Source organism: Spirosoma areae, assembly GCF_054781775.1.
Genome location: NZ_BAAGTT010000040.1, coordinates 160,201 through 184,926, shown reverse-complemented (window position 1 = coordinate 184,926; position 24,726 = coordinate 160,201). Strand labels below are relative to the sequence as shown.

Annotated in this window: 25 protein-coding genes; 13 read left to right on the top strand and 12 right to left on the bottom strand. The window is 51.8% G+C overall.

From position 1 onward, the window contains the following. The first annotated feature begins 208 nt into the window (after window positions 1–208). Entirely contained in the window at window positions 209–1,486 is a 1,278-nt protein-coding gene (gene metK, locus ACYVI1_RS24310; protein ID WP_460913450.1) for a methionine adenosyltransferase, read from the top strand. 125 nt (window positions 1,487–1,611) lie between these two features. Here metK and ACYVI1_RS24305 read toward each other — a convergent pair whose 3' ends face one another. From ACYVI1_RS24305 to ACYVI1_RS24285, 5 genes are all read right to left on the bottom strand, one after another. Further along, the gene (locus ACYVI1_RS24305) at window positions 1,612–1,986 is read right to left on the bottom strand and encodes an HPF/RaiA family ribosome-associated protein (RefSeq protein WP_460913449.1); all 375 of its coding nucleotides are present in this window, start codon (window positions 1,984–1,986) and stop codon (window positions 1,612–1,614) included. Between the two features lie 205 nt (window positions 1,987–2,191). Beyond that, window positions 2,192–3,565 carry a cytochrome P450 gene (locus ACYVI1_RS24300; RefSeq protein ID WP_460913448.1) on the bottom strand — a complete coding sequence of 458 codons (1,374 nt, stop codon included), beginning with the start codon at window positions 3,563–3,565 and terminating at the stop codon, window positions 2,192–2,194. 229 nt (window positions 3,566–3,794) lie between these two features. Then, the gene (locus ACYVI1_RS24295) at window positions 3,795–4,658 is read right to left on the bottom strand and encodes an SDR family oxidoreductase (RefSeq protein WP_460913447.1); all 864 of its coding nucleotides are present in this window, start codon (window positions 4,656–4,658) and stop codon (window positions 3,795–3,797) included. A gap of 74 nt (window positions 4,659–4,732) precedes the next feature. Beyond that, window positions 4,733–5,587, bottom strand: coding sequence for an SDR family oxidoreductase (locus ACYVI1_RS24290; protein ID WP_460913446.1), 855 nt, complete (start codon window positions 5,585–5,587; stop codon window positions 4,733–4,735). Window positions 5,588–5,727: 140 nt separating this feature from the next. Beyond that, window positions 5,728–6,003, bottom strand: coding sequence for a hypothetical protein (locus tag ACYVI1_RS24285; protein WP_460913445.1), 276 nt, complete (start codon window positions 6,001–6,003; stop codon window positions 5,728–5,730). Between the two features lie 308 nt (window positions 6,004–6,311). Between ACYVI1_RS24285 and ACYVI1_RS24280 the strand changes: the two genes are divergently transcribed. The 5 genes from ACYVI1_RS24280 to ACYVI1_RS24260 all read left to right on the top strand — a co-directional run bounded on the left by ACYVI1_RS24280 (window position 6,312) and on the right by ACYVI1_RS24260 (window position 11,751). Next, window positions 6,312–8,024: a GMC oxidoreductase gene (locus tag ACYVI1_RS24280; protein WP_460913444.1), complete on the top strand. Its 1,713-nt coding sequence runs from the start codon at window positions 6,312–6,314 to the stop codon at window positions 8,022–8,024. A gap of 12 nt (window positions 8,025–8,036) precedes the next feature. Continuing rightward, on the top strand, window positions 8,037–8,381 hold the full coding sequence (locus ACYVI1_RS24275; RefSeq protein WP_460913443.1) for a hypothetical protein: 345 nt from the start codon (window positions 8,037–8,039) through the stop codon (window positions 8,379–8,381). Window positions 8,382–8,518: 137 nt separating this feature from the next. Further along, window positions 8,519–8,968, top strand: coding sequence for a 3-oxoacyl-ACP synthase (locus tag ACYVI1_RS24270; RefSeq protein WP_460913442.1), 450 nt, complete (start codon window positions 8,519–8,521; stop codon window positions 8,966–8,968). A gap of 265 nt (window positions 8,969–9,233) precedes the next feature. Beyond that, complete coding sequence (locus ACYVI1_RS24265) at window positions 9,234–11,144, top strand: sensor histidine kinase (RefSeq protein WP_460913441.1); 1,911 nt, start codon at window positions 9,234–9,236, stop codon at window positions 11,142–11,144. Continuing rightward, window positions 11,107–11,751: a response regulator gene (locus tag ACYVI1_RS24260; RefSeq protein WP_460913440.1), complete on the top strand. Its 645-nt coding sequence runs from the start codon at window positions 11,107–11,109 to the stop codon at window positions 11,749–11,751. The genes ACYVI1_RS24265 and ACYVI1_RS24260 overlap by 38 nt, the downstream gene beginning before the upstream one ends. Before the next feature lie 75 nt (window positions 11,752–11,826). On the opposite strand, the gene ACYVI1_RS24255 is transcribed toward ACYVI1_RS24260, so the two are convergent. Further along, on the bottom strand, window positions 11,827–12,039 hold the full coding sequence (locus ACYVI1_RS24255) for a hypothetical protein (protein WP_460913439.1): 213 nt from the start codon (window positions 12,037–12,039) through the stop codon (window positions 11,827–11,829). A gap of 500 nt (window positions 12,040–12,539) precedes the next feature. Here ACYVI1_RS24255 and dtd point away from each other — a divergent pair, with 500 nt between their 5' ends. The 5 genes from dtd to ACYVI1_RS24230 all read left to right on the top strand — a co-directional run bounded on the left by dtd (window position 12,540) and on the right by ACYVI1_RS24230 (window position 17,188). Then, window positions 12,540–12,992, top strand: coding sequence for a D-aminoacyl-tRNA deacylase (dtd, locus tag ACYVI1_RS24250; RefSeq protein WP_460913438.1), 453 nt, complete (start codon window positions 12,540–12,542; stop codon window positions 12,990–12,992). Window positions 12,993–13,076: 84 nt separating this feature from the next. Next, the gene (locus tag ACYVI1_RS24245; RefSeq protein ID WP_460913437.1) at window positions 13,077–13,721 is read left to right on the top strand and encodes an O-methyltransferase; all 645 of its coding nucleotides are present in this window, start codon (window positions 13,077–13,079) and stop codon (window positions 13,719–13,721) included. A gap of 24 nt (window positions 13,722–13,745) precedes the next feature. Beyond that, entirely contained in the window at window positions 13,746–16,169 is a 2,424-nt protein-coding gene (locus ACYVI1_RS24240; protein ID WP_460913436.1) for a LysM peptidoglycan-binding domain-containing protein, read from the top strand. Between the two features lie 83 nt (window positions 16,170–16,252). Then, window positions 16,253–16,825: a DUF3109 family protein gene (locus tag ACYVI1_RS24235; protein ID WP_460913435.1), complete on the top strand. Its 573-nt coding sequence runs from the start codon at window positions 16,253–16,255 to the stop codon at window positions 16,823–16,825. Between the two features lie 30 nt (window positions 16,826–16,855). Further along, the gene (locus ACYVI1_RS24230) at window positions 16,856–17,188 is read left to right on the top strand and encodes an MGMT family protein (protein WP_460913434.1); all 333 of its coding nucleotides are present in this window, start codon (window positions 16,856–16,858) and stop codon (window positions 17,186–17,188) included. Here the strand turns inward: ACYVI1_RS24230 and ACYVI1_RS24225 are convergent. The 6 genes from ACYVI1_RS24225 to pgi all read right to left on the bottom strand — a co-directional run bounded on the left by ACYVI1_RS24225 (window position 17,145) and on the right by pgi (window position 22,451). Further along, window positions 17,145–17,729 (bottom strand): NADPH-dependent FMN reductase, encoded by a 585-nt coding sequence (locus tag ACYVI1_RS24225; RefSeq protein WP_460913433.1) that lies wholly within the window; start codon window positions 17,727–17,729, stop codon window positions 17,145–17,147. The genes ACYVI1_RS24230 and ACYVI1_RS24225 overlap by 44 nt on opposite strands. Window positions 17,730–17,732: 3 nt before the next feature. Further along, window positions 17,733–17,960: a hypothetical protein gene (locus tag ACYVI1_RS24220; protein ID WP_460913432.1), complete on the bottom strand. Its 228-nt coding sequence runs from the start codon at window positions 17,958–17,960 to the stop codon at window positions 17,733–17,735. Between the two features lie 77 nt (window positions 17,961–18,037). Beyond that, window positions 18,038–18,604: a precorrin-2 dehydrogenase/sirohydrochlorin ferrochelatase family protein gene (locus ACYVI1_RS24215; protein WP_460913431.1), complete on the bottom strand. Its 567-nt coding sequence runs from the start codon at window positions 18,602–18,604 to the stop codon at window positions 18,038–18,040. A gap of 122 nt (window positions 18,605–18,726) precedes the next feature. Beyond that, on the bottom strand, window positions 18,727–19,611 hold the full coding sequence (locus tag ACYVI1_RS24210; RefSeq protein WP_460913430.1) for a hypothetical protein: 885 nt from the start codon (window positions 19,609–19,611) through the stop codon (window positions 18,727–18,729). Window positions 19,612–19,759: 148 nt separating this feature from the next. Continuing rightward, on the bottom strand, window positions 19,760–20,608 hold the full coding sequence (locus ACYVI1_RS24205) for a porin family protein (protein ID WP_460913429.1): 849 nt from the start codon (window positions 20,606–20,608) through the stop codon (window positions 19,760–19,762). 184 nt (window positions 20,609–20,792) lie between these two features. Further along, window positions 20,793–22,451, bottom strand: coding sequence for a glucose-6-phosphate isomerase (gene pgi / locus ACYVI1_RS24200; RefSeq protein ID WP_460913428.1), 1,659 nt, complete (start codon window positions 22,449–22,451; stop codon window positions 20,793–20,795). A gap of 215 nt (window positions 22,452–22,666) precedes the next feature. Between pgi and ACYVI1_RS24195 the strand changes: the two genes are divergently transcribed. Together ACYVI1_RS24195 and ACYVI1_RS24190 are read left to right on the top strand one after the other, a co-directional pair. Next, the gene (locus tag ACYVI1_RS24195) at window positions 22,667–24,331 is read left to right on the top strand and encodes an ArnT family glycosyltransferase (RefSeq protein ID WP_460913427.1); all 1,665 of its coding nucleotides are present in this window, start codon (window positions 22,667–22,669) and stop codon (window positions 24,329–24,331) included. Between the two features lie 46 nt (window positions 24,332–24,377). Further along, entirely contained in the window at window positions 24,378–24,653 is a 276-nt protein-coding gene (locus ACYVI1_RS24190) for a hypothetical protein (RefSeq protein WP_460913426.1), read from the top strand. The last annotated feature ends 73 nt before the right edge of the window (window positions 24,654–24,726 follow it).

Genomic DNA, 24,726 nt, shown 5'->3' with positions numbered 1-24,726 from the left:
TAGATTGCTAATTTAAAAGGAATTAGCTACCCAAAACTTACTATTAATGATTGCTTTGCAAGTTTATTTGAGTTGGTCTGCCGGTAGAGCGGTGTATCAATGAGCTTAGCGCGTCAGGACAGTTTATCAATTGCGTCAATTAACCCCTTGCCCCCTGCGTAGAAACTCGTAGCTTTGTGGCTTCAAACCAAGTCATACGGATAGAGTAATGCCATATCTCTTCACTTCCGAGTCTGTTTCAGAGGGACACCCCGATAAAGTTGCCGATCAAATTTCCGACGCACTCATTGATAACTTTCTGGCGTTCGATCCGTCCAGCAAAGTAGCCTGCGAAACGCTTGTTACTACCGGCCAGGTCGTATTGGCGGGCGAAATCAAGACCGACACGTACTTAGACGTTCAAAAAATTACGCGCGAGGTGATCCGTAAAATCGGTTATACCAAAAGCGAATACATGTTTGAAGCTAACTCGTGCGGTATTTTTTCGGCCCTCCACGATCAGTCTGCCGACATTAATCAGGGCGTTGACCGTCGGGTAATTGGCGATGATTTTGAGTCGAAGGCCAACGCCCAGGGTGCGGGTGATCAGGGCATGATGTTTGGTTACGCCACCAACGAGACCGAGAACTACATGCCCCTGCCGCTCGATCTGGCTCACGATATTCTTCGGCAGATGTCGAATATCCGCAACAACGAAAGCGATCTGATGCCGTATCTGCGGCCCGACGCCAAGTCGCAGGTGACGATTGAATATTCAGACGATGACCAGCCCATCCGCATTGATACCATCGTGGTTTCGACCCAGCACGACGAGTTTGCTGATGATGAAACCATGCAGAAGCGTATTAAAGAGGACATCATTAACATTGTGATTCCGCGCGTGAAATCGGCTCAGAAAGCCGATCTGCACAGCTTATTTACCGATAACATCACCTATCATATTAACCCAACCGGGAAATTCGTGATTGGCGGGCCACACGGCGATACAGGACTGACGGGCCGCAAAATTATTGTGGATACCTACGGGGGTAGAGGTGCTCACGGCGGAGGTGCGTTTTCAGGGAAAGACCCCTCGAAAGTGGACCGTTCGGCGGCTTATGCCACCCGACATATTGCCAAAAACTTAGTTGCTGCCGGTCTTTGCGACCAGATACTGGTGCAGGTGTCGTATGCCATTGGGGTTGCCAAGCCCTGCGGTTTGTACGTAAATACCTACGGTACGTCGAAAGTCGATTTGCCCGATGGCGTGATTGCCGAAAAAGTTGGCCAGATTTTCGATATGCGCCCCTATGCCATTGAGCAGCGGCTTAAACTGCGTAATCCAATTTATTCGGAAACAGCCGCCTATGGCCACATGGGTCGCAAGAACGAGGTTGTGAAAAAAACGTTTGGCTCAAACGGCCACTCGAAAGAAGTTGAAGTGGAGTTGTTCACCTGGGAAAAACTCGATTTTGTCGATAAGATTAAAGAAGCCTTTGGCTTGTAGGATACCAGAATACACCAGGTTGTAACGGCAGCGGCCGACCGGACCGTCCGGTGTATTCTTTATGTCAAAAACAGAACGCCACTCCAGACTGGAGTGGCGTTCAACATTTTACGACGATTTATGGGTTATAACTCATCGGTCTCAACGACCTCGTCTACTTCTGTCTGGTATTTAGCCTGAGCGATGGCCGGGCTGGATATATCATTCCGTTTTTGTTTAAATCGAACCAGTTTATCTTTCAGAACATCCAGAACGCGGTCGGTGGCGCTCTCGAAGCTTTTGTCGTGTTCTTTCACGAACAACTCTTTTCCGGGGAGCAATAGCCGTACTTCGACTATTTTTTCTTTGACTTTGTTCGAGTCGGCCCCTTCTAACCTCAGAAACACCTCTCCGCTGATAATCCGGTCATGAAAGGTGTCTAACTTATCGAGCTTCGCCTGGATAAAATCTAACAGGCTCTGGTCTGCCGTAAACTTAACGGCGTGCATTTGTAGTCTCATTGTGTCGCATTTAAAGTGAACTGAAATAAGAGCATCAATGGGCTATCTAAGTTTGGCTATATGGGCCACAAAGTCAAGGCCATCTACGAAAGATGCAAGCGTGTTTCACGGCTTTTGCCGCAGTGATTAGGTATTGGCTGTAATACCGGTTGTTTGGGGACAATCGTGGAACGGTACAGGAAGAAACTTCTTTGAAAAGTATAAATCAGGTTTTGGCCAGAAGAACGTTTATGGGTTTGTTTGGCCGTAGCGTTATGAGGGGTTTTGGCCGCACACGCTGGTGGGCCAGCGGCTTAACATCGAAAGTACGCACAAACAGGGCCAGCAAAATCTGCATTTCCATCAGGGCAAACTGATTGCCAATGCACAACCGTGGCCCGCCACCGAAGGGCAAATATGCATAGGCGGGCAACTGATCTTTTTCGCCCCCTGCGGCAAATCGTTCCGGGTCGAAGCGGTCCGGGTTCTTCCACGAACGAGGGTCACGATGAAGCAGATAAGGACATACCAGGGCGGTGCTGCCCGCCGGAATCGTGTACGGACCGATGTGATCGTCGTTATGCGCTAATCGGCTCATTATCCAGGCGGGCGGATACAGCCGGAGCGATTCCTGAATTACCTGCATGGTGTAGGGCAGCGCGCGAAACACATCGGGTTGAGGAAGGCGGACATCGCCCAATACGGATCGGCTTTCGGCCCGAAGCCGGGCCAGCACGTCGGGGTGCTGCGTCAGCAGATGGATGGTCCAGGCCATAGATACCGCCGTTGTTTCGTGCCCAGCCGCAAAAAGCGTTACACACTCGTCGCGGAGTTGCTGATCAGACATCCCTTCGCCGGTTTCCTCATCTTCGGCGCTGAGCAGCATACCCAGCAGGTCATCGGCACTGGCATCGCCCGGTGAGTTTTGGCGACGTTGGTCGATAACCCCATAAATAAATGAATCGACCTGAATGCCCGCCTGCCGGAAACGGCGGTTACCGGGCGTGGGCCAACTAATTGGCAACCGAATTGGCGACAGTAACCGCTCGTTGGCCATGTAATTCAGCGTATCGAGCGACGACGACAAACCCTTGAGTTGGTTCGCCTGGTCAGATCCAAACAGCGTTTTGCAGACAATCCGCATCGTTACGTCCATGAACGCCTGCGAGACGTTTACCGGCTGGTTTGGATTAAACGAGTTGAGTTCATCGAGCCAGTTGGCGGTTTCGCTAATCATGGTTTGCGCCAGAGCTGCCAGCTTTTGCCGATGAAACGCCGGTTGGGCCAGCCGCCGTTGCCGACGCCAGAATTCACCATCGCTGGTGAGCAACCCATTTCCCAGAAAGATTTTAAGCACCTGAAACGCGGGCGATCGGCCATAATTGCGGTGGTTTTCCTGCAAAACGTGTTTGCTGTCTTCGGGACTGAAAACCAGGTATTGGTGTCGCCCGCCAATCCGAAGATGCACCATCCGGTGCTGCTGCCGTTGTAAGGTCTGCAATGTGCTCAACGGATGGCGGAAGAAAGCCCAGGTATTGCCAACAAGCGGAAGTCCCGGATGCAGGGGCACCGGGCGGGTAGGAGTAACCGTTGTTTCCATGAGAAGCTGTTTGGGGTAGCGATTTAAGACTGAAAGAAGTGGATTTTGGGTGTAGACAAGGTACTTTTTTCAGGCCGTAGCCGTAGCTACGGACCAAAAAAGTAACGCAGACTACGCCCAAAAGACAACCTTTCGGGCCAAATCGCTACCCCAAACAGCTTCTAAAGAAAAGCCGTTCCGAATACGGTTTCGGAACGGCTATAAAGATAAGGCTGACTAACCAGAATCACTATGAGTTAATGATTTCGCCCCCGTTGACGTGAATAACCTGACCCGTAAAATACGACGCATCTTCCGAGGCCAGAAACACATAAGCCGGAGCCAGTTCAGCAGGTTGGCCGGGGCGTTCCATAGGCGTGTCTTTCCCGAAGTTTGCCACCTCTTCAGGCGTTTTGGTGGCCACGATCAAGGGCGTCCAGATAGGGCCGGGCGCTACGGCATTGACCCGAATATCGCGTTCGACCAGATTCTGCGACAGCGAGCGCGTAAAGGCCGTAACGGCCCCTTTGGTCGACGCGTAGTCAATCAGTGATTCACTGCCCCGATACGATACGACCGATGTGGTGTTGATGATGCAATCCTGCGCGCCCATGTACGGGAGCACTTGCTTCGTGAGCCGGAACATGGCCAGGATATTCAGCTCAAATGTCTCGCGCATCTGCTGGTCTGATATGTCGGTAAACTCCTTCTGTTCAACGTGATTCGCTGCGTTATTAACCAAAACGTTGATGTGAGTATACGTGTCTGTGATAGTCCTGATGGCTTCTTCAATATAGGCCATCTGCTTTAAATCGCCCGGAACCAGCAGGCATCGGCGACCCTCGGCTACAACGAGCGCTTTGGTCTTTTGCGCGTCTTTTTCTTCGCGCGGATGATACAGAAGGGCCAGATCAGCGCCTTCCCGCGCGAAATGAATGGCAACGGCGCGGCCAATCCCCGAATCGCCACCCGTAATGACAGCTACTTTGTCTTTTAATTTATCCGCCCCCTGATAATCATCCCGAATATAAATCGGTTGGGGGTCCATTTTGTATTCCAAACCCGGCTGCTCGTTCTGGTGCTGGGGTTTGGCGTCAATTTTCATCTGTTCCATAAGTAGCCCCCCTGCCCTAGCAGGGGGAGTTTGTTTACTGGTGATTAAGCCCCCTTTGGGGGTTGGGGCTTTTTTTACGCATTTATAATTGTGCCTCCATTGGGGTGGAGCACCTGCCCGGTAATGTAGGATGCATCGTCGGAAGCCAGAAACACGTAGGCTGGCGCTACTTCGCTGGGCTGGCCAGGGCGTTTCATGGGTACATCTTTCCCAAACTGAGCCACTTCTTTCGCACTCACAGACGACGGATTTAAGGGCGTCCAGATGGGGCCGGGCGCCACGGCGTTTACCCGAATACCTTTGCTGATCAGATTGCTCGACAAGGCCCGCGTGAAGGTCATGATGGCGCCCTTCGTGGACGAATATTCCAGCAGGTCGGCGCGGCCCTGGTAGGCCGTAACGGAGGTGGTGTTAATAATACTGTCACCTTTGTGCAGGTGCGGTTCAGCCGCTTTTGTTATCCGGAAAAACGAGTAGATGTTGGTTTCGTAAGTGGCCAGCAGGTCCTCGTCGGTGGCTTCTTCGAGTGTTTTACGTTGCAACTGTATAGCCGCATTATTGACGAGTATGTTTAATTTGCCGAACTGCCGAACGGTGTCTTCCACAATCTGTTTGCAATAGGCTTCGTCCCGAACGTTGCCCGGCAACAGCAGGCATTTTCGCCCTTCGGCTTCGACTAACTCTTTGGTTTTCTGAGCGTCTTCCTCTTCGCGGGGCGTGTACGAAATGGCGACGTCAGCCCCTTCGCGGGCAAAATGCACGGCTACAGCCCGACCAATGCCACTGTCGCCACCAGTAATGAGGGCAACCTTGTCTTTCAATTTGTTGGCCCCTTTATACAGATACCGAATTACCTTCGGTTGCGGGATGAGGTCGGCCTCGATGCCCGGCTGAACATCCTGATGCTGCGGGGGAATTTTTGCTTCCATAACGGTACTTTTTAGACCCAAAGGTTTTCTTCAACCCTTTTAGGTCTGCTATATCTTGGTTTTTAATCTCGATAAGCCAAAAGCAACGGCGGTTGTTTGGAAAAACCTATTTAAACGGCGGGTTTGTGAGCGAAGCGACTTTATGCGTAATCAATCGCCATCTGTGCGACTTCGGCGAGGATGTCGTCAACGGTTTCTTTGAGTTCTGGCCCCATACGCAGGTACTCGGTTGGGTACTCATCACGCAGGAAGTATAGGGTGGCGTAGTAGAGCGGTTTAAAACGGTCTTTCAATTGCCATTCTTCCTGCGCGAAATAATTGTAGGCAGTGTGGTATTGTTTTTTGGCGAGGAGGAGTTTGAGGTAGGTTTGACTTAAATTTGTTTCATCAAGCTTACCCTTTTGCTTATTTTTCAATGAATTAAACTCATTATATTGATTCTTCTAGTTCGAATAATTTAACTGGATGTAATGAGCAAAGGCCTGTATTGTCGCCTTGATTGGTCCATAATAATGAAGTTGTTTAGGAGTTGGTCTGGTCAAACAGCTACTTAGGGGGTGGTTCGGCATGACGCTCCAGGAGGCTAATTTATATACTCCTAAATAGCGTCAACAATAAACGTATTGTCAACTTATTTAGCCACAGCTTTATTGTCTGGCAAGATGGAGTTGGTAAGGTATAGCCGATTACCTTTTGTACTTTTATATTAAAAGAGCAGCACATTATGAACATTACCGGCGATGCCAAAGCAGCCCGCACCTACGACGCCCTCGTGATTGGTTCAGGAATCAGTGGGGGATGGGCGGCCAAAGAACTCTGTGAAAAAGGGCTTAAAACGCTGGTTTTGGAGCGTGGGCGCGATGTTCGGCATATTGTCGATTACCCAACGGCCACATTGAACCCCTGGGAGTTCCCGCATCGCAACCGGATGCCTGATGCCTTCGATCAGGAGAATCCAATTGCCACTAAGTGCTATGCGCTGGACGAAAGTACGCAGCAGTTTTTCGTGAAAGATGCCGAACATCCGTATGTGCAGGAGAAGCCGTTCGACTGGATTCGCGGGTATCAGGTGGGCGGCAAATCGCTGATCTGGGCGCGGCAAACGCAGCGGTGGAGCCGGTTCGATTTTGAGGCCAACGCCCGCGACGGAGCCGCCGTTGACTGGCCCATTCGCTACGACGACATTGCACCCTGGTACAGCCGCGTCGAAAAATTCGTCGGTATCAGCGGGAATAAAGACGGGTTAGAGACCCTGCCCGATGGCGAATTTCTGAAACCCTGGGAACTGAACTGCGTGGAGAAACACATTCAGAAGCGCGTGGCCGAACACTACAACGACCGGCATGTTATCATTGGCCGGTGTGCTCACCTGACCGAACCAAAGCAGATTCATTACGATCAGGGGCGGGCGCAGTGCCAGGCGCGGCATTTGTGCTACCGGGGTTGCCCGTATGGCGGTTATTTTAGCTCCAACTCGTCGACTATTCCGTGGGCGGCTAAAACCGGAAATCTGACCCTGCGCCCCGATTCGGTTGTGCATTCGATTATCTACGATGAAGCGAAGGGCAAAGCCACTGGTGTCCGGGTGATCGACACGCATACGAAGCAGATGACGGAGTATTTTGCCCGGATTATCTTCGTCAATGCGGCCTGCCTGAATACGAACCTTATCCTGCTCAATTCAACCTCCCGCCGTTTCCCGAATGGCTTAGGTAATGACAGTGAAGTGCTGGGTCGCTATGTGGCCTTTCATAATTATCGGGGCAATATTGTTGCTGATTATGAGGGTTTTGCCGATGGGTATTTTTACGGGCGTCGCCCAACAACGGCCTTTATGCCTAACTTTCGCAATGTTCGCAGGCAGGAAATGGATTTTCAGCGGGGCTACATGGTGGCCTTTAGCGCTGCCCGCGCCAACTGGCAGCGGGGCACAGGACAGGCTGGTTTCGGAGCCGGTTTTAAAGACAAATTAAGCGAACCTGGTGCGTGGCACGTCTTCATGATGATGCAGGCTGAGACGGTTCCCCGCTACGAAAACCACGTCCGGCTCAGCACCGACCAGAAAGACCCCTGGGGCATTCCGCAGCTCGTGACGAATATCGACTATACCAACAACGACCTGAAAGTGCTGAAGGATTTTCTGGAACAGGGAGCCGATATGCTGGAGAAAGCGGGGTGTAAGCACATTAATCCCTACGACGATCATCGAAATCCCGGCCTCGATATTCACGAGATGGGGGGCGTCAGAATGGGCCGCGACCCGAAAACATCGCTGCTCAACGCGCACAATCAGCTTCACTCGGTGAAGAATGTGTTCGTAACCGATGGCGCGGCCATGACCTCAACGGGCACGCAAAATCCGTCGGTTACGTTTATGGCTCTGACCGCACGGGCGGCTGCGTTCGCCGTGAGCGAAATGAAGAAAAGAAACTTGTAGGCCGCAGGGACCATGACAAAACCAAAATTAACACCAGAAGCTATGCTGGCCCGGCTGGCGTTCTATCGAAGCCACGATAAGTTTCCAGACGCTGACTGGACGAACCGGGAGTTACCCTTGCCCGACGAACTGCTCCGGCAGAAAATGAATAACACTGTCAACGAATTTATCAACTTTTTGTCGGGGTTAGTCATGGACGGGGACACCGAGCCGGAAGAGTTCAAAGACAGCATTCAGGGCTATGTTGACGTGTGGGATGTTACGCACTTCAGCACCGATGAGATCGACTTTATCATTGATGTGGAGTGCGCTGTTATGCGGGTCGTTAATGTGAATTGTAGTGATCTGGCCCTTTAAATTCATTCTGAGTCAGGATAAGCTTATTTTTTTCGACAGGATTACAGCGTTTTATTTGCTTGAAAACCCTGTAATCCTGTCGAAAAATAGCTTGCCTTCGGCACCCGTTTGCTTGAGCCAATGAGACACCTCTCTGTATGAGCATAAAAAAATCCCTGTACGAACAATGCCAATTATACGTTCAGCAGCGTATCGACACGGCCCGTCAGGCAATGGAAGCCGCACAGGAAGCGGCTAATTCCGAATCGAAAAGCAGCGCAGGCGATAAATACGAAACCGGGCGGGCAATGGCCCAACTCGAACGCGACCGGAACGCTCAACTCCTGGCCGAAGCCCGAAAGCTCGACGGCGACCTGAAGCACGTCAATATAGAAAAGACCTTCGAGACGGTTCAGTTGGGGAGTCTGGTCACAACCAGCCGGGGCACGTTTTTTATCAGTATCGGTGCCGGTAAATTCACCCTCGATGGAATCCACTACTTCGCGGTTTCGCCCGCATCGCCTATTGCTATGGGCCTGGCCGGGCGCAAAGTGGGCGACGTGGTTACGGTTAATAGCGCAGCGTATCAGGTGTTGGCGGTGATGTAGAGCATCGGTATACTATCGGTTCAGGTTTGATGGCCGGGTTTGTTCGTAGAAAAGACGGACCATGACGCGGGCGACAAACTGTGGCCAGGAGTCGCCGGATAAAACTTGAGTGGTTCATGTTAAAAAAGATGGTGTGGAGAAGCGGATAACCCGACAAAGATGAGGGGTTTAGATTCCTCGCGCCATACCCCGAAAGGGGTATTTTTTATCTATCTCAGACCACCGTTCTTTGCTGCGTTCACTCATCAACCTAAGGTTCTTTGCCATGAACGTGTGCTGGCAAGTCGTTTGGTTATTGCTGCTTTCTCTCAACACGCTCGCCCAGCGGGTGTTGCCACTCGATGCTTCTTTTGAGGGCATTACCGTCGAAAACTCGTATTTATACCAACTTCGGCAACCTCCCGCCCGGCTGGGAACTCCCGTTGCTTTACCCGTCGACCCAGCGCAATGGCAGTCGGTTGAAAGTATCAATTATGGTCGCAGATTTATTGTCGGGTGGGCACGGTTTTCGGTGCGTAGTGAACAAGCCCGCACCGTCTGGCTCGAACTGACAACCCACTTTATGGATTCGGTCGGGATTTGGGTGTCCCTGCCCAACGCCCCCCCACGGCGCATTCGGGGGCCGTCGTCCCACCGCAGGCAGGCCACACCATTGGCCCCGGTCAATCACCATTACTTTCTCTACGCCCTGACCGTGCCGGCCCGGCAACCAGCAACCATCTGGATTCGGGGCCGTGTGGCGCCGGGCGATGCCATGAAGTTCGGCGTTCGGTTGTGGCAGCCGAAGCGTTTTCTGGCCGCCCAGCAGCAGGATATATGGGGCTGGGCGCTCTTTGCCGGTATAATACTGGCTATTTTGGGTGGGGTAGTCATTGCCTTCGTCTTTTACCGGCGCAACCTCTACCTGCTCTATGGCTGCTACGTGATTTGCCTGTCGATGTATGCCCTGCTCAACGATGGCTGGGGCGCGTTCCTGCCCGATTCGCTGGCGTGGTTCGATGGGATCAGCACCATTGTTCACTGGCCTAATGTAGGCTTCGCAGCATTTGTTATGTTTAGCAGACGGTTTCTGGGCGTATCATCCGGTTCAGGGCGAGTGCCATTCCAGGGGGTGGAGCTTATTCCAATGGGGATTATTGCCGTGTCGGCATTATTGGCAGAACGGGCGCAACAGCAGAATTATGAGGAGTTTATAAAAGTAATGTGGTTTACCGGCTACATGGGTTCCACGGGCTATGGGCTTATCTGGCTAAGCTACGTAGTGGATGCCTTTCGGCGAAAATTTGCCTTAGTGTGGCTGTTGCTACTGGCCATATCAGCGCTGCTGGTTTTCATCGCCATCAATGGGTTCCTGATAAACTCCGGGCTGATGCGTAATCCACTGCCCGATATGGTAGCCCTACGGATCGCCCTGTTAATCGAACTCTCGATTCTTTCGATTGGGTGGCTTTATCGCCGAAAACTACTCCAGACAGCCCGCCAGCAGCTTGAAATTCAGAATCGCCAGCTCCAGTCTGATCTTATTCAAACGCAGGAGTCTGAACGCCAGCGCATTGCCGCCGACCTCCACGACGACCTGGGCGGCACACTGGCTACCCTCCGCCGACGCCTGACCGATCTCCGTCAGTACCTCCACGAGCCAGTCGGTATCCGGGCGTTTGACGATCTCGAACCGCTCATTCACAAAAGCAGTATTGACCTTCGCCGGATTGCCCACAACCTGATGCCCCCCGAATTCGCCCGCATTGGCCTTCGCCATGCGCTTCATCAACTGGTGCAGTCGCAGCCTCCGCAACCCACCCGCTTTACCTTCATCACCTCAGGCATTGAACAGAAACTGCCGTTGGATACCGAACTGAATGCCTACCGCATCGTTTCAGAATTGATTCAGAACATCGGCCGGCACGCCCAGGCCAACCGGGCCGCCATCCAACTGCTTTATCATGATGACCACCTCACCATTACCGTCGAAGACGACGGATTGGGTAGCCGTGCCAGTTTGTGGGGCACTAAATCGGTAGGAATTGGCTTGAAAAATAGTAATTTACGGGCTGAATACATCGGGGCGACTCTGTGGCGAGACGTAAGTGAAGCCGGTACGTTGGTCGTTCTGGATATTCCGTATCCAGTATCGGTTTATGCAGCCCCAACTACCCAACCGAATCCTCCTGATTGACGACCACCGGCTTTTTAATGACGGCTTGAAAAGTCTTCTCAATGATCAGCCTGACCTAATGGTATGCGGACAGGTATTTCAGGCTAATGACGCCCTCCCGACTATTCAGCGCACCAATCCAAACGTAGTGTTGCTCGACATAAACCTCCAGGGTACGAACGGCATTGACCTCGGCAAAACCATCATTAGTGATTTTCCTGGCGTTCGGGTGATGCTGCTGACGATGTATAACCAGCCAAAATTGCTGGACGAAGCCCTGCGGGCAGGTCTGCACGGCTATCTGCTAAAAGACGCCACCACCATCAATCTGCTGCATGGAATTCGGGCTGTTCTGGCCGGGAATACGCACTTCGACGCTGAGGTAGGCAGTATGGTACAACCGGCTAATGATCCCTTTGGAGATGACTTTGCCATGCGGCTTAACTTAACGTTTCGGGAAGTTGAAATTATTTCTCTGATTCGGGAAGGGCTTAGCAATGAGCAGATTGCCGGACGTATTCACCTAAGCGTTGAGACGATAAAAACGCATCGAAAAAATATTCATTTCAAACTGGGTATCAATAAAGTCACCGAACTGATTCAGTTTGCCATACGGAATGGGTTATAAGGAACCGGCTTACTCCTTAATTGACTCCATTAACTGGTCGACGCTCGCCTGCGGGCAGCCGGATCGGCTGGAAAATCACCGGATGGAACTGAAGTGCCGATTAAAGAATTTCACGCCGAAGTAGGTGTAGGTTAACAAAGCACTTGTTTCGAGGGTGGCTTCGATAGGGTGGGCGGAGTAAAGTCCAGATGAGAAGTCCTGAATCCAGTCGAGCAAACCAGCGAAATACCCGGCAAAAGCGGCTGATGCCCCCAGAATAATCACGAAAATGATAAGTAACTTGTGCATTTTTTGAAACCGATAGGCGAAGGTAAATCGACAGATGGAACAGTGGAGCCTATGACATTTTTTGGGTAGGAAGGTTTACTTAGGCGCTATCTTTTTTTAGATATCAGCACTAATTTTTTTCTATAGTGAGTTAAAACGAATTAGGTTTCAGCAACTTACGCGATCAGTCACTGCACTCATAGCCGAGCAAATAAGCTGCCAGACATGAACGGCTTAGGGTTGCTAAAACCAGTCCTGGCAAGGCATTAACGCATAAAATAGGCCACCATTTGCTTCATTGGACGGTTGTGCCCCGTTTTGGCCACAAGATTAGCCGGTAAAAATGAATTGATTATACTATTTTTGATTAAACGGCCCGCCAATCAACCGTATTGTGCCCCTTGGCCCTGTCGATAATCCGGTTCAGGTAAGGAAGGGAAGTCAAAAAAAATCGGGCCAGTTTTATCGTCGCATTCACTCCTCCTTCACGAGCGAGTCTATGCTTACCCAATTTGTTCAGTATGATTGCCGTTATTCAGCGCGTTTCTCAGGCTTCGGTCACTATCGACAATCAGCTTAAAGGCCAGATTGACACCGGTTTTCTGGTGCTGCTTGGCATCACCCATACCGATACGACCGAGGATGTGGACTGGCTCAGTAAGAAAATTGTTGGGATGCGGATTTTCAGCGATGAGGCCGGAAAAATGAACCTCGACTTAGCGGCTGTGGGTGGCGATATTCTGCTCATCAGTCAGTTTACACTTCATGCCAGCACTAAAAAAGGGAACCGGCCCGGTTTTACCGAAGCAGCCCGGCCCGACGTAGCCGTGCCACTCTACGAAGCCATGATTATAGCCTTGACTGCCGAATCGGGTAAGCCCATACAGACCGGCGAGTTTGGGGCCGATATGAAGATTTCGCTGCTGAACGACGGGCCGGTTACCATCGTGATCGACTCGAAAAACCGGATTTAGTGCCGTTGATTACCAATTTCTTGGATCTATACGTTACTTTTACTGTAACCAGCCCTTACCTGTCCTGTGCAGGTGAATAGCCGAATGGATTTTTTGCCTCCCGACATCACCGCTTACGCGGAAGCGCATACCTCGCCCGAAAGTGAGTTGCTGCATCGGCTCAATCGGAATACCCACGCGCACATCATGGCTCCCCGAATGCTGTCGGGGCATATTCAGGGCCGACTGCTGTCCATGATTTCCTGGATGATTCGCCCCCGGCGCATTCTCGAAATTGGTACCTATACCGGTTATTCGGCCCTTTGCTTAGCCGAAGGGCTGACCGACGATGGCAAACTAATTACCATCGACTACAATGAGGAACTCGAAGACTTTGCCCGTTCATACTGGCAGCAATCTCCACTGAACGAACAGATTGATTTTCGGATCGGCATGGCCACCGATATAATTCCTACCCTCGACGAAACGTTTGATTTGGTGTTTATCGATGCCGATAAACGCAATCTGTCGGTGTATTTCGATTTGATTTTTGATACGCTGCGACCGGGTGGTTTCATCCTGACAGACAATGTGTTATGGAGTGGCAAGGTTATTGAGTCAGTGAAACCGGCTGACCTGGATACGCCCGCCGTGCTGGCGTTTAACCAGAAAGTACAGAACGATCCGCGTGTGGAGAACGTGTTGCTGCCCGTGCGAGACGGGATAATGCTGGTACGAAAACGGAATTGATGTACGATTTACGAAGTATAATCCATGAATAAACAAGCTTATTGCCTAACCCTTTTCTTTGCCTTAACCACTGTAGTCGTGTCGGCCCAAACGTCTGTGCCGGTTGTGCCAGAGCAGGTGGCTTTTGCCGACATTTCGGTTCGCTTAGACCCCGACGCCCGGCGTATTGTGCAGCAGGATGTGAACGCCCTGCTCGCCAACCGACAATACTGGCTGGCCAAACTCGACCGGGTCGTTCTTTATTTCCCGATAATCGAGGCCATCCTGATCGATGAGGACGTGCCGACCGACTTTAAATACCTCGCCGTTCAGGAAAGCTCGCTCACGCCCGATGCGGTGTCGTCCTCAACCGCCGTTGGGTATTGGCAATTCAAACGCGAAACGGCCGTCGATCATGGTATGCGCGTCGACGAGGAAATTGACGAGCGCAAGAGCATCAGCGCATCGACGCATGGAGCCGCTAAGTACCTCAAAAAGAGCAATGCACAGTTCAACAACTGGATAGCCTCCCTGTATTCGTACTACCTCGGCGCGGGCGGCATTGCCAAACTCATTCCGCCCGACTGGTCGTATGCCCGTGAAGTGGCCCTCGATGGCCGTACCGACCGCTACATTCTCCGGTTCTTTGCCCATAAAGTGGCTATTGAAAGCGCCTTGAAATTTCACCAGACAAGCAATCGCTTTGCCTTGATCGACTACCCAAACGGCGGAGGAAAAAGCTTAAAAACGATTGCCGAGGAATTAAATGTCGATGAATTCGAGCTTCGCAAATACAACCGGTGGGTCCTGGGCGAAGCCGTGCCGATGGACAAACCCTACGTGATGGCGGTGCCGGTCGTGAGTGATCAAATCAATGATGTTCGGCAAAAGATCGTTAGCGTCAGCTCGAAAAAAACACCCGACTTCGTGCAGAATGACGTTGGTTTTCCGGTGCTTCGGCGAGTGACAAGCGGTCTGAGCAGCAAAAATGACCCCGTTCTGTATGAGATTAATGGGTTACCGGGTATTCAGGCACAGGCGGGCGATAATGCCGCATCGCTGGCCCGAAAATCGAAAATCAGCCTGTCGAGTTTCCTGCGTTATAACGACATGAGCGACCGCGACCCGGTTCTCGCCAACGATGTGTATTACTTAGCCAAGAAGCGTAAAAAAGCCCTTGTGCCATTCCATACCGTTCGGGAAGACGAAACCGCCCGCAGTATTTCGCAGCGTTACGGTATCCGGCTCAAGAAATTGATGAGCTATAACCGCTTAGACCGGGTGCAGAAATTAGCAACGGGTCGGGTGATGTGGCTCCGCGAACGCCGTCCCAGCAATAAGCCGGTCGAGATTATCAACTCGCCAACGGCTCCCGTTTATGACCAGACACCAACGCCCCCTACCCGGACGGAGGTTGCCAGCGTGGCTGGTAACCCATCCCGGCCCGTAACCGGCACCGATGGTATTCCCCGCAATGCGTCGGAGCGAAAGTTGTATCAGCCCAAACTGGTGGGCGGGGGCGTTACCCCAAACGATGGTACGTCGGAACCGGCTGCGCCCCAACGGTCAGAGCCAGGGCGTCCGTCGATTCAGCCAACAACCACTCCGACAATGTCGGTCAATCGCCCGGCACCAGCGCCTGCCAACCGAACCGACAATACCGATGGGTCGCAGCGCGTGGTGATTGTTAGAACGCCGGATGCATCGCAGCCAACAAAAGAGGTGCCGGTAGCAACGACCCCCGAACGGTCGACCCCCGCCGATAACCCAGTGGCGACAGTCCCGAAACCGAAACCAACCGACACTTACGCGGGCACACAGCGGCCTAAGCGAACTGTTGAGGCTGAGATCGACATGGGCCGTCCCGAAACGGGCAAGAACGAGGGGCCACTTGAGCAGCAGGCTGATGGGTCATTGACGGTTCCCGCAGCGACCACTCCGACAACGAAACCGTCTTCTCGTCCGGCAGCCTCGTCCATGACAAGAACCGAATCTCGCCCCGTCCCGCCCGTCACGACGAACCCGGAGCCGAAATCGGAAACGCCTTCTGTTTCGGTTGCAACACGTCCGTCAACAACGCCCGTCTCGGTGAATCGGTCGGCAACAACGCACACGGTTGAGCCAGGCCAGACGTATTACAGTGTCTCGAAACTCTACGGCCTGACGGTCGATGAACTGCTGTCGCTGAATAATCTGACTACGAACGACAAACTTGAAGTTGGCCAGAAGCTGGCAGTGAAACTCACACCCGGCGGGCGGCTGGTACAGCCATCCGTATCGGGCACGGCTAAAACTTCGTCCGCATCAGTACTGCCATCAGCGGTAACGTACCATACCGTTGCGAAGGGCGAAACGATGTTTCGTATTTCTCAAATTTACGGCGTCAGCATCGAGCAGATTCAGGAGTGGAATAACCTGACCGACGTTGGCGTTAAACTGGGCCAGAGAATTAAGATTCTTAAAAATTAATGTACAGTGTAAAATGAACAATGGATGACGTATAAGCGGCTTTTCTGTTCCAGTATACATTGTTCATTTTACATTAAAGAGATATGATTCTGATTGACAATACCTGCATCAGCGACGACGTTGCCGAAAAATTCTTTGTCTGCAACTTAGATAAATGCAAAGGAGCCTGCTGCGTCGAGGGCGATATGGGCGCACCACTGGAAGGTGACGAACCGGCCATTCTGGACCGCATTTACGACGACATTAAACCGTACCTCTCGCCCGAAGGCATTCGGGTTATCGAGCAAAAAGGCGGCTATGAATCCGATGGCAACGGGGGCTTTGTGACTAATACCGTTGGCGGTCGGGAGTGCGTCTACGCCACCTGGGATGACCGGGGCATTCTGAAATGCGGCATCGAAGAAGCCTGTAACGACGGTAAAGTTGACTGGAAAAAACCCATTTCCTGCCATTTGTATCCCATTCGCGTTACCAAATATGAAGCCTTCCATGCGCTCAACTACGACCGTTGGCCCATTTGCAGCCCTGCCTGTGGCTTCGGCGAACAGTTGAATGTGCCCATTTACAAATTTGTGCGGGAAGCCCTTATCCGTGCCTATGGCGAAGAGTGGTACGGGAAGTTAACAACGGCTATTGAAGAGAAGGGAATCAGGTAAAAGGGCCGTGTCACAACCTCTTCATTTAACATGGAGCAACGGGATTATTTCGAGGAGGTGTACGAAGTGGTGCGCTTGGTGCCAAAGGGTCGCGTGACCACCTACGGTACCATTGCCCGCTACCTGAGCCTGCGGGCAGGCGCACGTATGGTTGGCTGGGCCATGAACGGCTGCCACAACCGCCCCGACGTGCCCGCCCACCGGGTTGTCAACAGCGTGGGTGTGTTGTCGGGCAAGCACTTCTTTGGCGGTCCAACAATCATGCAGCAACTGCTGGAAGACGAGGGCGTTCATGTAGAGAACGACCGGGTGGTTGATTTTAAGAAACTGCTCTGGGACCCGGCGGTGGAGTTGGGGATTTGAGATGTACGTTTTCCTGAACCGCCTGCACCAGCGCATCAATCACTCCCTGCAATTCCTGAATCAAAACCGGGTCGGTTACGCGCCCGTCAGCCGCGAGCCGTGTCCGAATGAACGGGACAATTAAGGAGGCCTGTTCGGGTAGTTGGGCGGTCAATACGCGCAGCGTGTGCGATAGCGATGCGTGCGCCCGTGAGCCGCCCATGTCTGACGGACTGGAACTGAGCACACCCACCGGCTTATCGACAAACTCACCCGATGACGCAAGCCAGTCCAGCATGTTTTTCAGCACGCCCGGCATTCCGTGAATGTATTCGGGCGTGCAGATCAGCACAGCGTCCGCTTCCTGAAGCAAGGCGCGGAGTGTATGGACGGGTTCGGAGGTATTTTCTTTGTCGCGTTCAGGGCTGAAATGCGGCAGATCGTCTAAGCCTTCGTAAAAGGTGACGGCTACGTTGGCAGGAGCCAGTTTGGCGGCAGCGTGCAGGAGCAGGGTGTTGGTCGATGCAGCCCGCAGGCTACCGGAGATAGCGAGGATGTTCATGTCCTACCGCAACATCCTGGTAATCTCATCCAATGGTTCATTGAAGTCGGGAGATAGCTTAAAACTACCTTTCATTGTCCCAAACGGACGTTCAGTTAAGCCCGGCTGATTTGTATAAGCGAGAGCAACAGGAGGCTTTATGGCTTTGTTAGATTCGGCCATCTGTCGGATAAATGCCAGAACAGCCTTAGCCGTTTCGTCGCGGTCATCAATTTCTAATTGATAAATCATACTTCTGTCTGCGTTACAGATTCGTTGAGCAAGTTAACTTTTTCTTTCAAATCTATGAGAACTACCTGCGATTGAGCCTATCGCAACACCTTCGTAATCTCGTTTAGTTTCTCCATTTTCTGCACAAAATCACCTTTAAGCTGATTGCGGATGGCCGTCAGGTTATCGAGGGTTTCCTGCAACGAATCGGGCAGAATTTCTTCCAGTACTTCACGGAATCGTTTGGCAAACGTGGGCGATTTTCCATTCGTGGAAATGGCAATTTTCAGGTCACCTTTCTTCACGACTGAACTCAGGTAGAAATCGCACAGGTCGGGTGTGTCGGCTACATTTACCAGAATTCGCTGGCGTTTGCAGTCGGTTTGTACCTGCCGGTTAACCGCCTTGTCGTTGGTGCCGGCAATCACTACGTCTTTGTCGGAGAGATAGATGTCGTGATACGGCTCCTGAATTAACTGCAGCTTGGGATGCCGCCGGGCAAGTTCCCGGATTTCGTCGCGAATGTCGGGAGCTACGAGCGTAATGCGGGCCTCCGGCGAGTTGCTGAGCAGGGCCGTCAGTTTCTCCAAACCCACATAACCCCCGCCCACCACGAGCGTGTGCAGGTTCTCAGCCTTGACGAAAATAGGGAAGAGAGTATTCATAAAAAAGTCGATAGTCGGTCAGTCAATAGTCGGTAGTGGCTCGGTAAACCAGCATTCGACTTATTGACAAACTTACGACTATCGACTTAATAACTTACGACCCCTTCGGCGGCCCGGTATTTTTAAAATTTCACCCCCACGTTCACGCTTAAAATCCGGCGTTTGGTATTGCTGGTGCCTTCAACGACATCGGCAAAGCCGTGGTGATAAACAAAGCCAAGCATCAACGGGCCTGCATCGAACCCTAAGTTGATCAGGCCGTTGACGGTTGCGGATTTAAAATCAGCCTGTTTAAGGTCGAGTTTGTTGGTGCCAACGCCAATGGGGGCGGCATATTCGGCGCCAAACGCCAGCCGAACGCCCGAAACACCCCGTTCCGATTGCGACAGCTTGACCCCAATGTAGGCCGGTACGTGAATGTACTGCTGGTCGATGTTGCCGATGATGTCGCTGGCGCCCGTTGTGGTGCCGTCGCCCACCCGCGACAGTTCAGAGCTTGAGGTTAAGTATTCGGCGCCAAGCTGACCGTAGATGCGGCCACCGCCCCGTACAAAAAAGCCCAACTGATAGCCTAAGCGGCCACTTAGCTTCTCACCCTGGGTCGTTTCGCCTTCAAAACGGGTTGCGTTGGCTCCCCCATAAATGCCAAACGTGAAGTTTTTGTAGTTTTCCCGGCGCTCTTTCCGTTCGGTAACTTCCCGGCTGCGCTGGCCATCTTCAAAACCTTCATCGTAGGCTTTGCTCAGGTCGCGTTCATCATACTGGCGATTAGAACCGCTCCGTTCTTCGTAGCGATTGTTGTAGCGTTGCTCTTCGTCGTTTCGGCGGTTAAAATCGCGCCGTTCGTCAAGGCGATCCTCCATCCGTCGCTCATCTCTGCGTTCGTCCCGGCGCATCGACCGACTATCGCGGTCATTCCGGTCGTCGTAGGAGTTCTGCTGACCGCACACAAAGCCTGTGCTGCAAATACTGGCTACTAAGAATGCTGTTTTTGTTAACGTTTTCATAATCTATCCTGTTGAGTATTCATTCCTCTAAACCGTTCGTAAGTCGTGAATGTTTGGGTAACAGCCGTTGGTTAGCTTATCTGAAAAAATGAACCGTAAAAAAAGCCGCCCTACGGTAGGGCGGCTTAACCATAATGATAGCGAGCGCTTAGAATTTAAAGCCTATGCTGGCACTAAATACCCGACGCTGTGATCCCGCAAAACCTGTCGTCGTCGTGCTCCCACTAACCGGGTTTTTGATTGAATCGCTCAGGCCATGATGATAGGTCAGATCGATTAGAAAAGCACCAATATCGAACCCTACCTGGCCTAACGCATTGAAGGTGCCGCTCTTGATTTCACTGTTGGTCAGGTTAAATTTCCCACTGCTTGAGCTAATCCGATTGGCATACTCAAGCCCGCCCTGTAGTCGAATGGCCGAAATGCCCCGGTCTGACTCCAGCAGTTTGTAGCCGATGTACAACGGGAATTGTATATACTGAATATCGATCTGATCCTGAATACTCGTTGCGCTCTGGCCATCGCCCCTGGTAAAGTAGTTTGAGCTTGACGCAAAGTATTCAGCCCCGAACTGCCCGAATAAGCGCTTGCCACCCCGCACAAAAATACCCGCCTGATAGCCTAATCGGCCCGATAAATTGCCACTCGTATTAACGCTTTCCCCTTTAAACTTGGTTGTGTTCAGGCCCGCATAAATACCAAACACAAAGTTTTTGTAATCCTTCGTATTCTTAACGCGAGTAGGTTGGTCGGTGGTGCTATACGTACTGGTCGTTGTGCCATAGGTCGGCGAGGCTACGCTATTAGTCGAAGAATTGCTGCTGTTCAGTGAACTGCTGTTCGACATCGTGCCAGTGTTAGCCGAATTAGTACTGTCGGTTGTAACCGGCGAGGTGTACGCTGGATTCGTTGTCGTTGAAGACGGAGTCGTTGTCTGGGCGTTCGCAATGCCAACACCATAGAGGCATATTGCCAATAGGGAGAGTTGAGTTTTCATAATCTATGTTGAGTTAAACAAAAAAAGTGCAATCCTATTCGATTACACCCTTTCTAACAGACCATTAGCCGGTATTGTTTTAGACTATTTCGATCTTCAGCTTAAGTATGGAACGCAGATTTTTAGGATTCTTATGATTTACAGCGATAAAATCATAAGAATCCTAAAAATCTGCGTTCGATGTTTACCCGTTTCGCATCGTCTTAAACGCGGTCATCAACCCATTTGTCGAACTGTCGTGTGAGCGAACGGCCGCATCGTCCTGTAGTTCGGGCAGGATACGGCTGGCCAATTGTTTGCCCAATTCAACGCCCCACTGATCGAAGCTGAAAATATCCCAGATGACGCCCTGCGTAAAGATTTTATGCTCGTATAGCGCCAGCAAACTACCCAGCGTGTGGGGCGTTAATTTTTTGAACAGAATGGAATTGGTTGGCCGGTTGCCCGAAAACTGTTTGAATGGTGCCAATGCCTTTATTTCTTCCTCGCTTTTGCCTGCTTTGCGTAATTCTTCAGCCGCTTCGGCTTCGGTTTTTCCGTTCATCAGGGCCTCTGTCTGAGCAAAATAGTTGGCCATCAGGATTTTATGGTGTTCGCCAATGGGTCGCTGGCTGATGGCCGGGGCCAGAAAATCGCACGGAATTAGTTTGGTTCCCTGGTGAATGAGCTGATAAAAGGCGTGTTGGCCATTGGTGCCGGGTTCGCCCCAGATAATCGGGCCGGTCTGATAATCGACCGGATTCCCAGCGCGGTCAACCGATTTGCCGTTGCTTTCCATATCGCCCTGTTGAAAATAAGCCGCAAACCGGTGCATATACTGGTCGTAGGGCAAAATGGCCTGGGTTTGCGCCCCGAAAAAATTGTTGTACCAAATGCCCAGCAGCCCCAGAATGACGGGCAAATTCTGGTCGAGTGGCGCGTCGCGGAAATGAGTATCCATCGCGTGAGCGCCGTCCAGCAGTTCCTCAAATTTATCGAAGCCGATATAGAGCGCAATCGACAGCCCAATGGCCGACCAGAGCGAATACCGACCGCCAACCCAATCCCAGAAACCAAACATATTGGCGGGGTCGATGCCGAATTTCTCAACGTCTTTTTTGTTGGTCGAGAGGGCCGCAAAGTGTTTGGCAATGGCGGCTTCATCGGTGGCCGCGTCCAGAAACCACTGCCGGGCCGTTTGGGCGTTGGTCATGGTTTCCTGCGTGGTGAATGTCTTCGACGCAATCAGAAACAGCGTGGTTTCGGGCCGGACCGTTTGCAGGGTTTCGTAGATATGCACCCCATCGACGTTCGAGACGAAATGCACGCGTAGTTTTTTATCGTCGGCATACGGTTTCAGGGCTTCCGTCACCATGACCGGCCCGAGGTCGGACCCGCCAATACCGATGTTCACCACGTCCGTAATGGCCTCGCCGGTATACCCTTTCCACTCGCCCGACCGGATGCGCTCCGTGAATGATTTCATGTGGGCCAATACCGCATTTACATCGGGCATAATGTCTTTCCCATCCACCAGAATTGGCGCGTTCGAGCGATTCCGCAGGGCTATGTGCAACACCGCGCGGTCTTCGGTCTGGTTGATTTTATCGCCCGAGAACATCTTGCCAATGGCATCGGTCAGCCCGGCCTGTTCGGCTGCGTTTATCAGCAGCCCCAGTGTTTCGGTCGTGATACGGTTCTTGGAGAAGTCGAGCAGGATATCGTTAAACCGACGGGAGAAAGTTGCAAACCGCTGTGGGTCTTCGGCAAACAAATCGCGTAAATGATAGTCCTTCAGGTCATTATAGTGCGCCTGTAATTGAGTATAAGCGGGCAGGTCGGTAAAGCGGTGATTAGTGAGCATGGGAAATTCGTGGTTTCTGTATTTAGATGAACCGTTTGGCAGTTGAGGCTGGGACTTTGACAAAGTTTAAAACTTTGTCAAAGTCCCAGCCTCAACTGCCAAACGGTGTCAAACTTGTCGGCGCGAATATCGTGAATCCCGGCAATCTTTTTTAGGCTATTTTTGCGCTTCTTTCCGGCTGGTTAGTCGCTTTTTTTGTACTACTTCCTTTATTAATGAATCAAAAACTTTTCTATTCCCTCGTCTTAATCACGCTGGGTGTCCTCTTTTTTATCCCGTTTCTGGGCGGTGTCCGGCTGTTCGACTGGGACGAAATTAACTTTGCCGAGTGCGCCCGCGAGATGATGGCGCTGGGCGACTACCTGCACGTTCATATTGATTTTAAGCCGTTCTACGAAAAACCACCCTTATTTTTCTGGTTTCAGGCCACGATGATGCATCTCTTTGGCGTCAATGCGTTTTCGGCCCGGCTGCCCAATGCCATCTGCGGTATAATCACGCTGGTGTATCTCTACAACCTCGGCCAGAAACTGCACGGTCACCGCTTCGGGCTGCTGTGGGCACTGGCGTATCTGGGGTCGGTAACACCCCATTTGTATTTCCGTTCCGGCATCATCGACCCATTTTTTAACCTGTTTATTTTCGTTGGGTTAGTCAATCTGATTTTTGCGTCCTGGAAACGCGAACGGCTGGGCGGGGCCATGACCGTACCCAAAACTGAGTGGACCTACCTGCTGCTGGGTGGCTTTGTGCTGGGGCTGGGCATTCTGACCAAAGGCCCTGTTGCGTACCTGATTGTGGGCTTAGTGGCAGCCGTTTACTGGATGTTGACCCGATTCCGGTGGTTCGTAACCCCCCTGCAGTTTCTGGGCTTTTCGCTGGCCGCTTCGGTTGTGTCGCTGGTCTGGTATGGGCTGGATGTGTACCTGCACGGGCCAGCCCTGATGCGTGAATTCCTGGCCTATACCTTTCGGTTGTTCAGCACGCCCGATGCTGGCCATGTGGGATTTCCGGGCTATCACTTTATCATTTTGTTAGTGGGTTGTTTTCCCGCGTCTATCTTCGCGATTCGGGCGTTTGGGCCGCTGTTTATCGAGCGCAATTACCAGCGTGAGTTTCGGCGGTGGATGCTGATTTTGTTCTGGGTAGTGTTGATTCTATTCAGCATTGTGCAGTCGAAAATTGTGCATTATTCATCGCTATGCTACTTCCCCCTGACCTACTTTGCCGCCCTGACGCTGTTGCAGTTGGAGGAGCGAAAAATTGGGTTTAACAACTGGTTGCGGGCAGGTTTGATTCTTATTGGCGGCATTTTCGTTGTGGCCATTAGTAGCCTGCCTCTGCTGGGGAATCGCATCGATTTAGTGAAATCGGTTGCCGATCAGGATGCGTTCACACAGGGCAATTTAAACGCAAACATTGACTGGCCTGTCTGGACGGCGCTGCCGGGCGTATGGCTGATGATTGTTCTGTTCCTGGCAATTCGGTGGTATACCCGGCGCGAACCGGCGCAGGCTTCGCTGACGCTTTTTGTGGGTATGGCTGTATTTATTACGCTGACGCTCTGGTTCTTTATCGGTCGGATTGAAGGTATTTCGCAGGCGGCTGCCATGCGCTTTTTCGAGCGGGCGCAGGGGCAGAATGTGTATGTAAAAACCTATGGATACCACAGTTACGGTCCGTATTTTTATACGCAGAAACCGCCCGTTACGAACCCGAATTATTACAACGACGACTGGCTGCTTCGGGGACGGATTGATAAAGACGTTCTGTTTATCCGCCATGCCAGCGCGCAGCCAACGCTCCTGGATTCACTGCCCGACGTCCGGAAAACCGGCGAAGAAAATGGGTTTGTCTTTTATCGAAGAAAGGCGAAATAAGCTCATGAACAAATGCCTAACTTAGCAATCATAAATGGGTAAAGCTATGAAAAATGCACTCACAATCCTGACGTTTTTTGTGGCCGTATCGGCTACAGCTCAAACTGTTGACAGCACAAAAGCTAAACCAGCGAACTCCTTATCGAAGTATCAGCAACCCAGTCGATTTGAGGTCAAGCCAGCCCCCAATCAGGCTCCAGCCGTGCAGCCTAATCTTGTCAAAAAAATCGACGAAAAACGGGTTAACTCAAGCTACCAATACGAAAATGGTCGGGTGGTTGGCGGTAAAACGACCTTACAATTGGGCAAGAAAAAGAACTGATTCGGCAAGCCAATTCCCGCTGAATGGAGCATTGGCCTGTATAAACAAATCGACAATCATATAGGGACAGTTA

Coding starts and splice junctions, on each gene's coding strand:
- ACYVI1_RS24205 (WP_460913429.1), bottom strand. CDS start 20,608: ATGAAAACTCAACTCTCCCTATTGGCAATATGCCTCTATGGTGTTGGC.
- ACYVI1_RS24260 (WP_460913440.1), top strand. CDS start 11,107: ATGCAGCCCCAACTACCCAACCGAATCCTCCTGATTGACGACCACCGG.
- ACYVI1_RS24280 (WP_460913444.1), top strand. CDS start 6,312: ATGAACATTACCGGCGATGCCAAAGCAGCCCGCACCTACGACGCCCTC.
- ACYVI1_RS24190 (WP_460913426.1), top strand. CDS start 24,378: ATGAAAAATGCACTCACAATCCTGACGTTTTTTGTGGCCGTATCGGCT.
- ACYVI1_RS24230 (WP_460913434.1), top strand. CDS start 16,856: ATGGAGCAACGGGATTATTTCGAGGAGGTGTACGAAGTGGTGCGCTTG.
- ACYVI1_RS24240 (WP_460913436.1), top strand. CDS start 13,746: ATGAATAAACAAGCTTATTGCCTAACCCTTTTCTTTGCCTTAACCACT.
- ACYVI1_RS24215 (WP_460913431.1), bottom strand. CDS start 18,604: ATGAATACTCTCTTCCCTATTTTCGTCAAGGCTGAGAACCTGCACACG.
- ACYVI1_RS24235 (WP_460913435.1), top strand. CDS start 16,253: ATGATTCTGATTGACAATACCTGCATCAGCGACGACGTTGCCGAAAAA.
- dtd (WP_460913438.1), top strand. CDS start 12,540: ATGATTGCCGTTATTCAGCGCGTTTCTCAGGCTTCGGTCACTATCGAC.
- ACYVI1_RS24300 (WP_460913448.1), bottom strand. CDS start 3,565: ATGGAAACAACGGTTACTCCTACCCGCCCGGTGCCCCTGCATCCGGGA.
- ACYVI1_RS24245 (WP_460913437.1), top strand. CDS start 13,077: ATGGATTTTTTGCCTCCCGACATCACCGCTTACGCGGAAGCGCATACC.
- ACYVI1_RS24255 (WP_460913439.1), bottom strand. CDS start 12,039: ATGCACAAGTTACTTATCATTTTCGTGATTATTCTGGGGGCATCAGCC.
- metK (WP_460913450.1), top strand. CDS start 209: ATGCCATATCTCTTCACTTCCGAGTCTGTTTCAGAGGGACACCCCGAT.
- ACYVI1_RS24220 (WP_460913432.1), bottom strand. CDS start 17,960: ATGATTTATCAATTAGAAATTGATGACCGCGACGAAACGGCTAAGGCT.
- ACYVI1_RS24210 (WP_460913430.1), bottom strand. CDS start 19,611: ATGAAAACGTTAACAAAAACAGCATTCTTAGTAGCCAGTATTTGCAGC.
- ACYVI1_RS24225 (WP_460913433.1), bottom strand. CDS start 17,729: ATGAACATCCTCGCTATCTCCGGTAGCCTGCGGGCTGCATCGACCAAC.
- ACYVI1_RS24295 (WP_460913447.1), bottom strand. CDS start 4,658: ATGGAACAGATGAAAATTGACGCCAAACCCCAGCACCAGAACGAGCAG.
- ACYVI1_RS24195 (WP_460913427.1), top strand. CDS start 22,667: ATGAATCAAAAACTTTTCTATTCCCTCGTCTTAATCACGCTGGGTGTC.
- ACYVI1_RS24265 (WP_460913441.1), top strand. CDS start 9,234: ATGAACGTGTGCTGGCAAGTCGTTTGGTTATTGCTGCTTTCTCTCAAC.
- ACYVI1_RS24270 (WP_460913442.1), top strand. CDS start 8,519: ATGAGCATAAAAAAATCCCTGTACGAACAATGCCAATTATACGTTCAG.
- ACYVI1_RS24305 (WP_460913449.1), bottom strand. CDS start 1,986: ATGAGACTACAAATGCACGCCGTTAAGTTTACGGCAGACCAGAGCCTG.
- ACYVI1_RS24290 (WP_460913446.1), bottom strand. CDS start 5,587: ATGGAAGCAAAAATTCCCCCGCAGCATCAGGATGTTCAGCCGGGCATC.
- ACYVI1_RS24275 (WP_460913443.1), top strand. CDS start 8,037: ATGACAAAACCAAAATTAACACCAGAAGCTATGCTGGCCCGGCTGGCG.
- pgi (WP_460913428.1), bottom strand. CDS start 22,451: ATGCTCACTAATCACCGCTTTACCGACCTGCCCGCTTATACTCAATTA.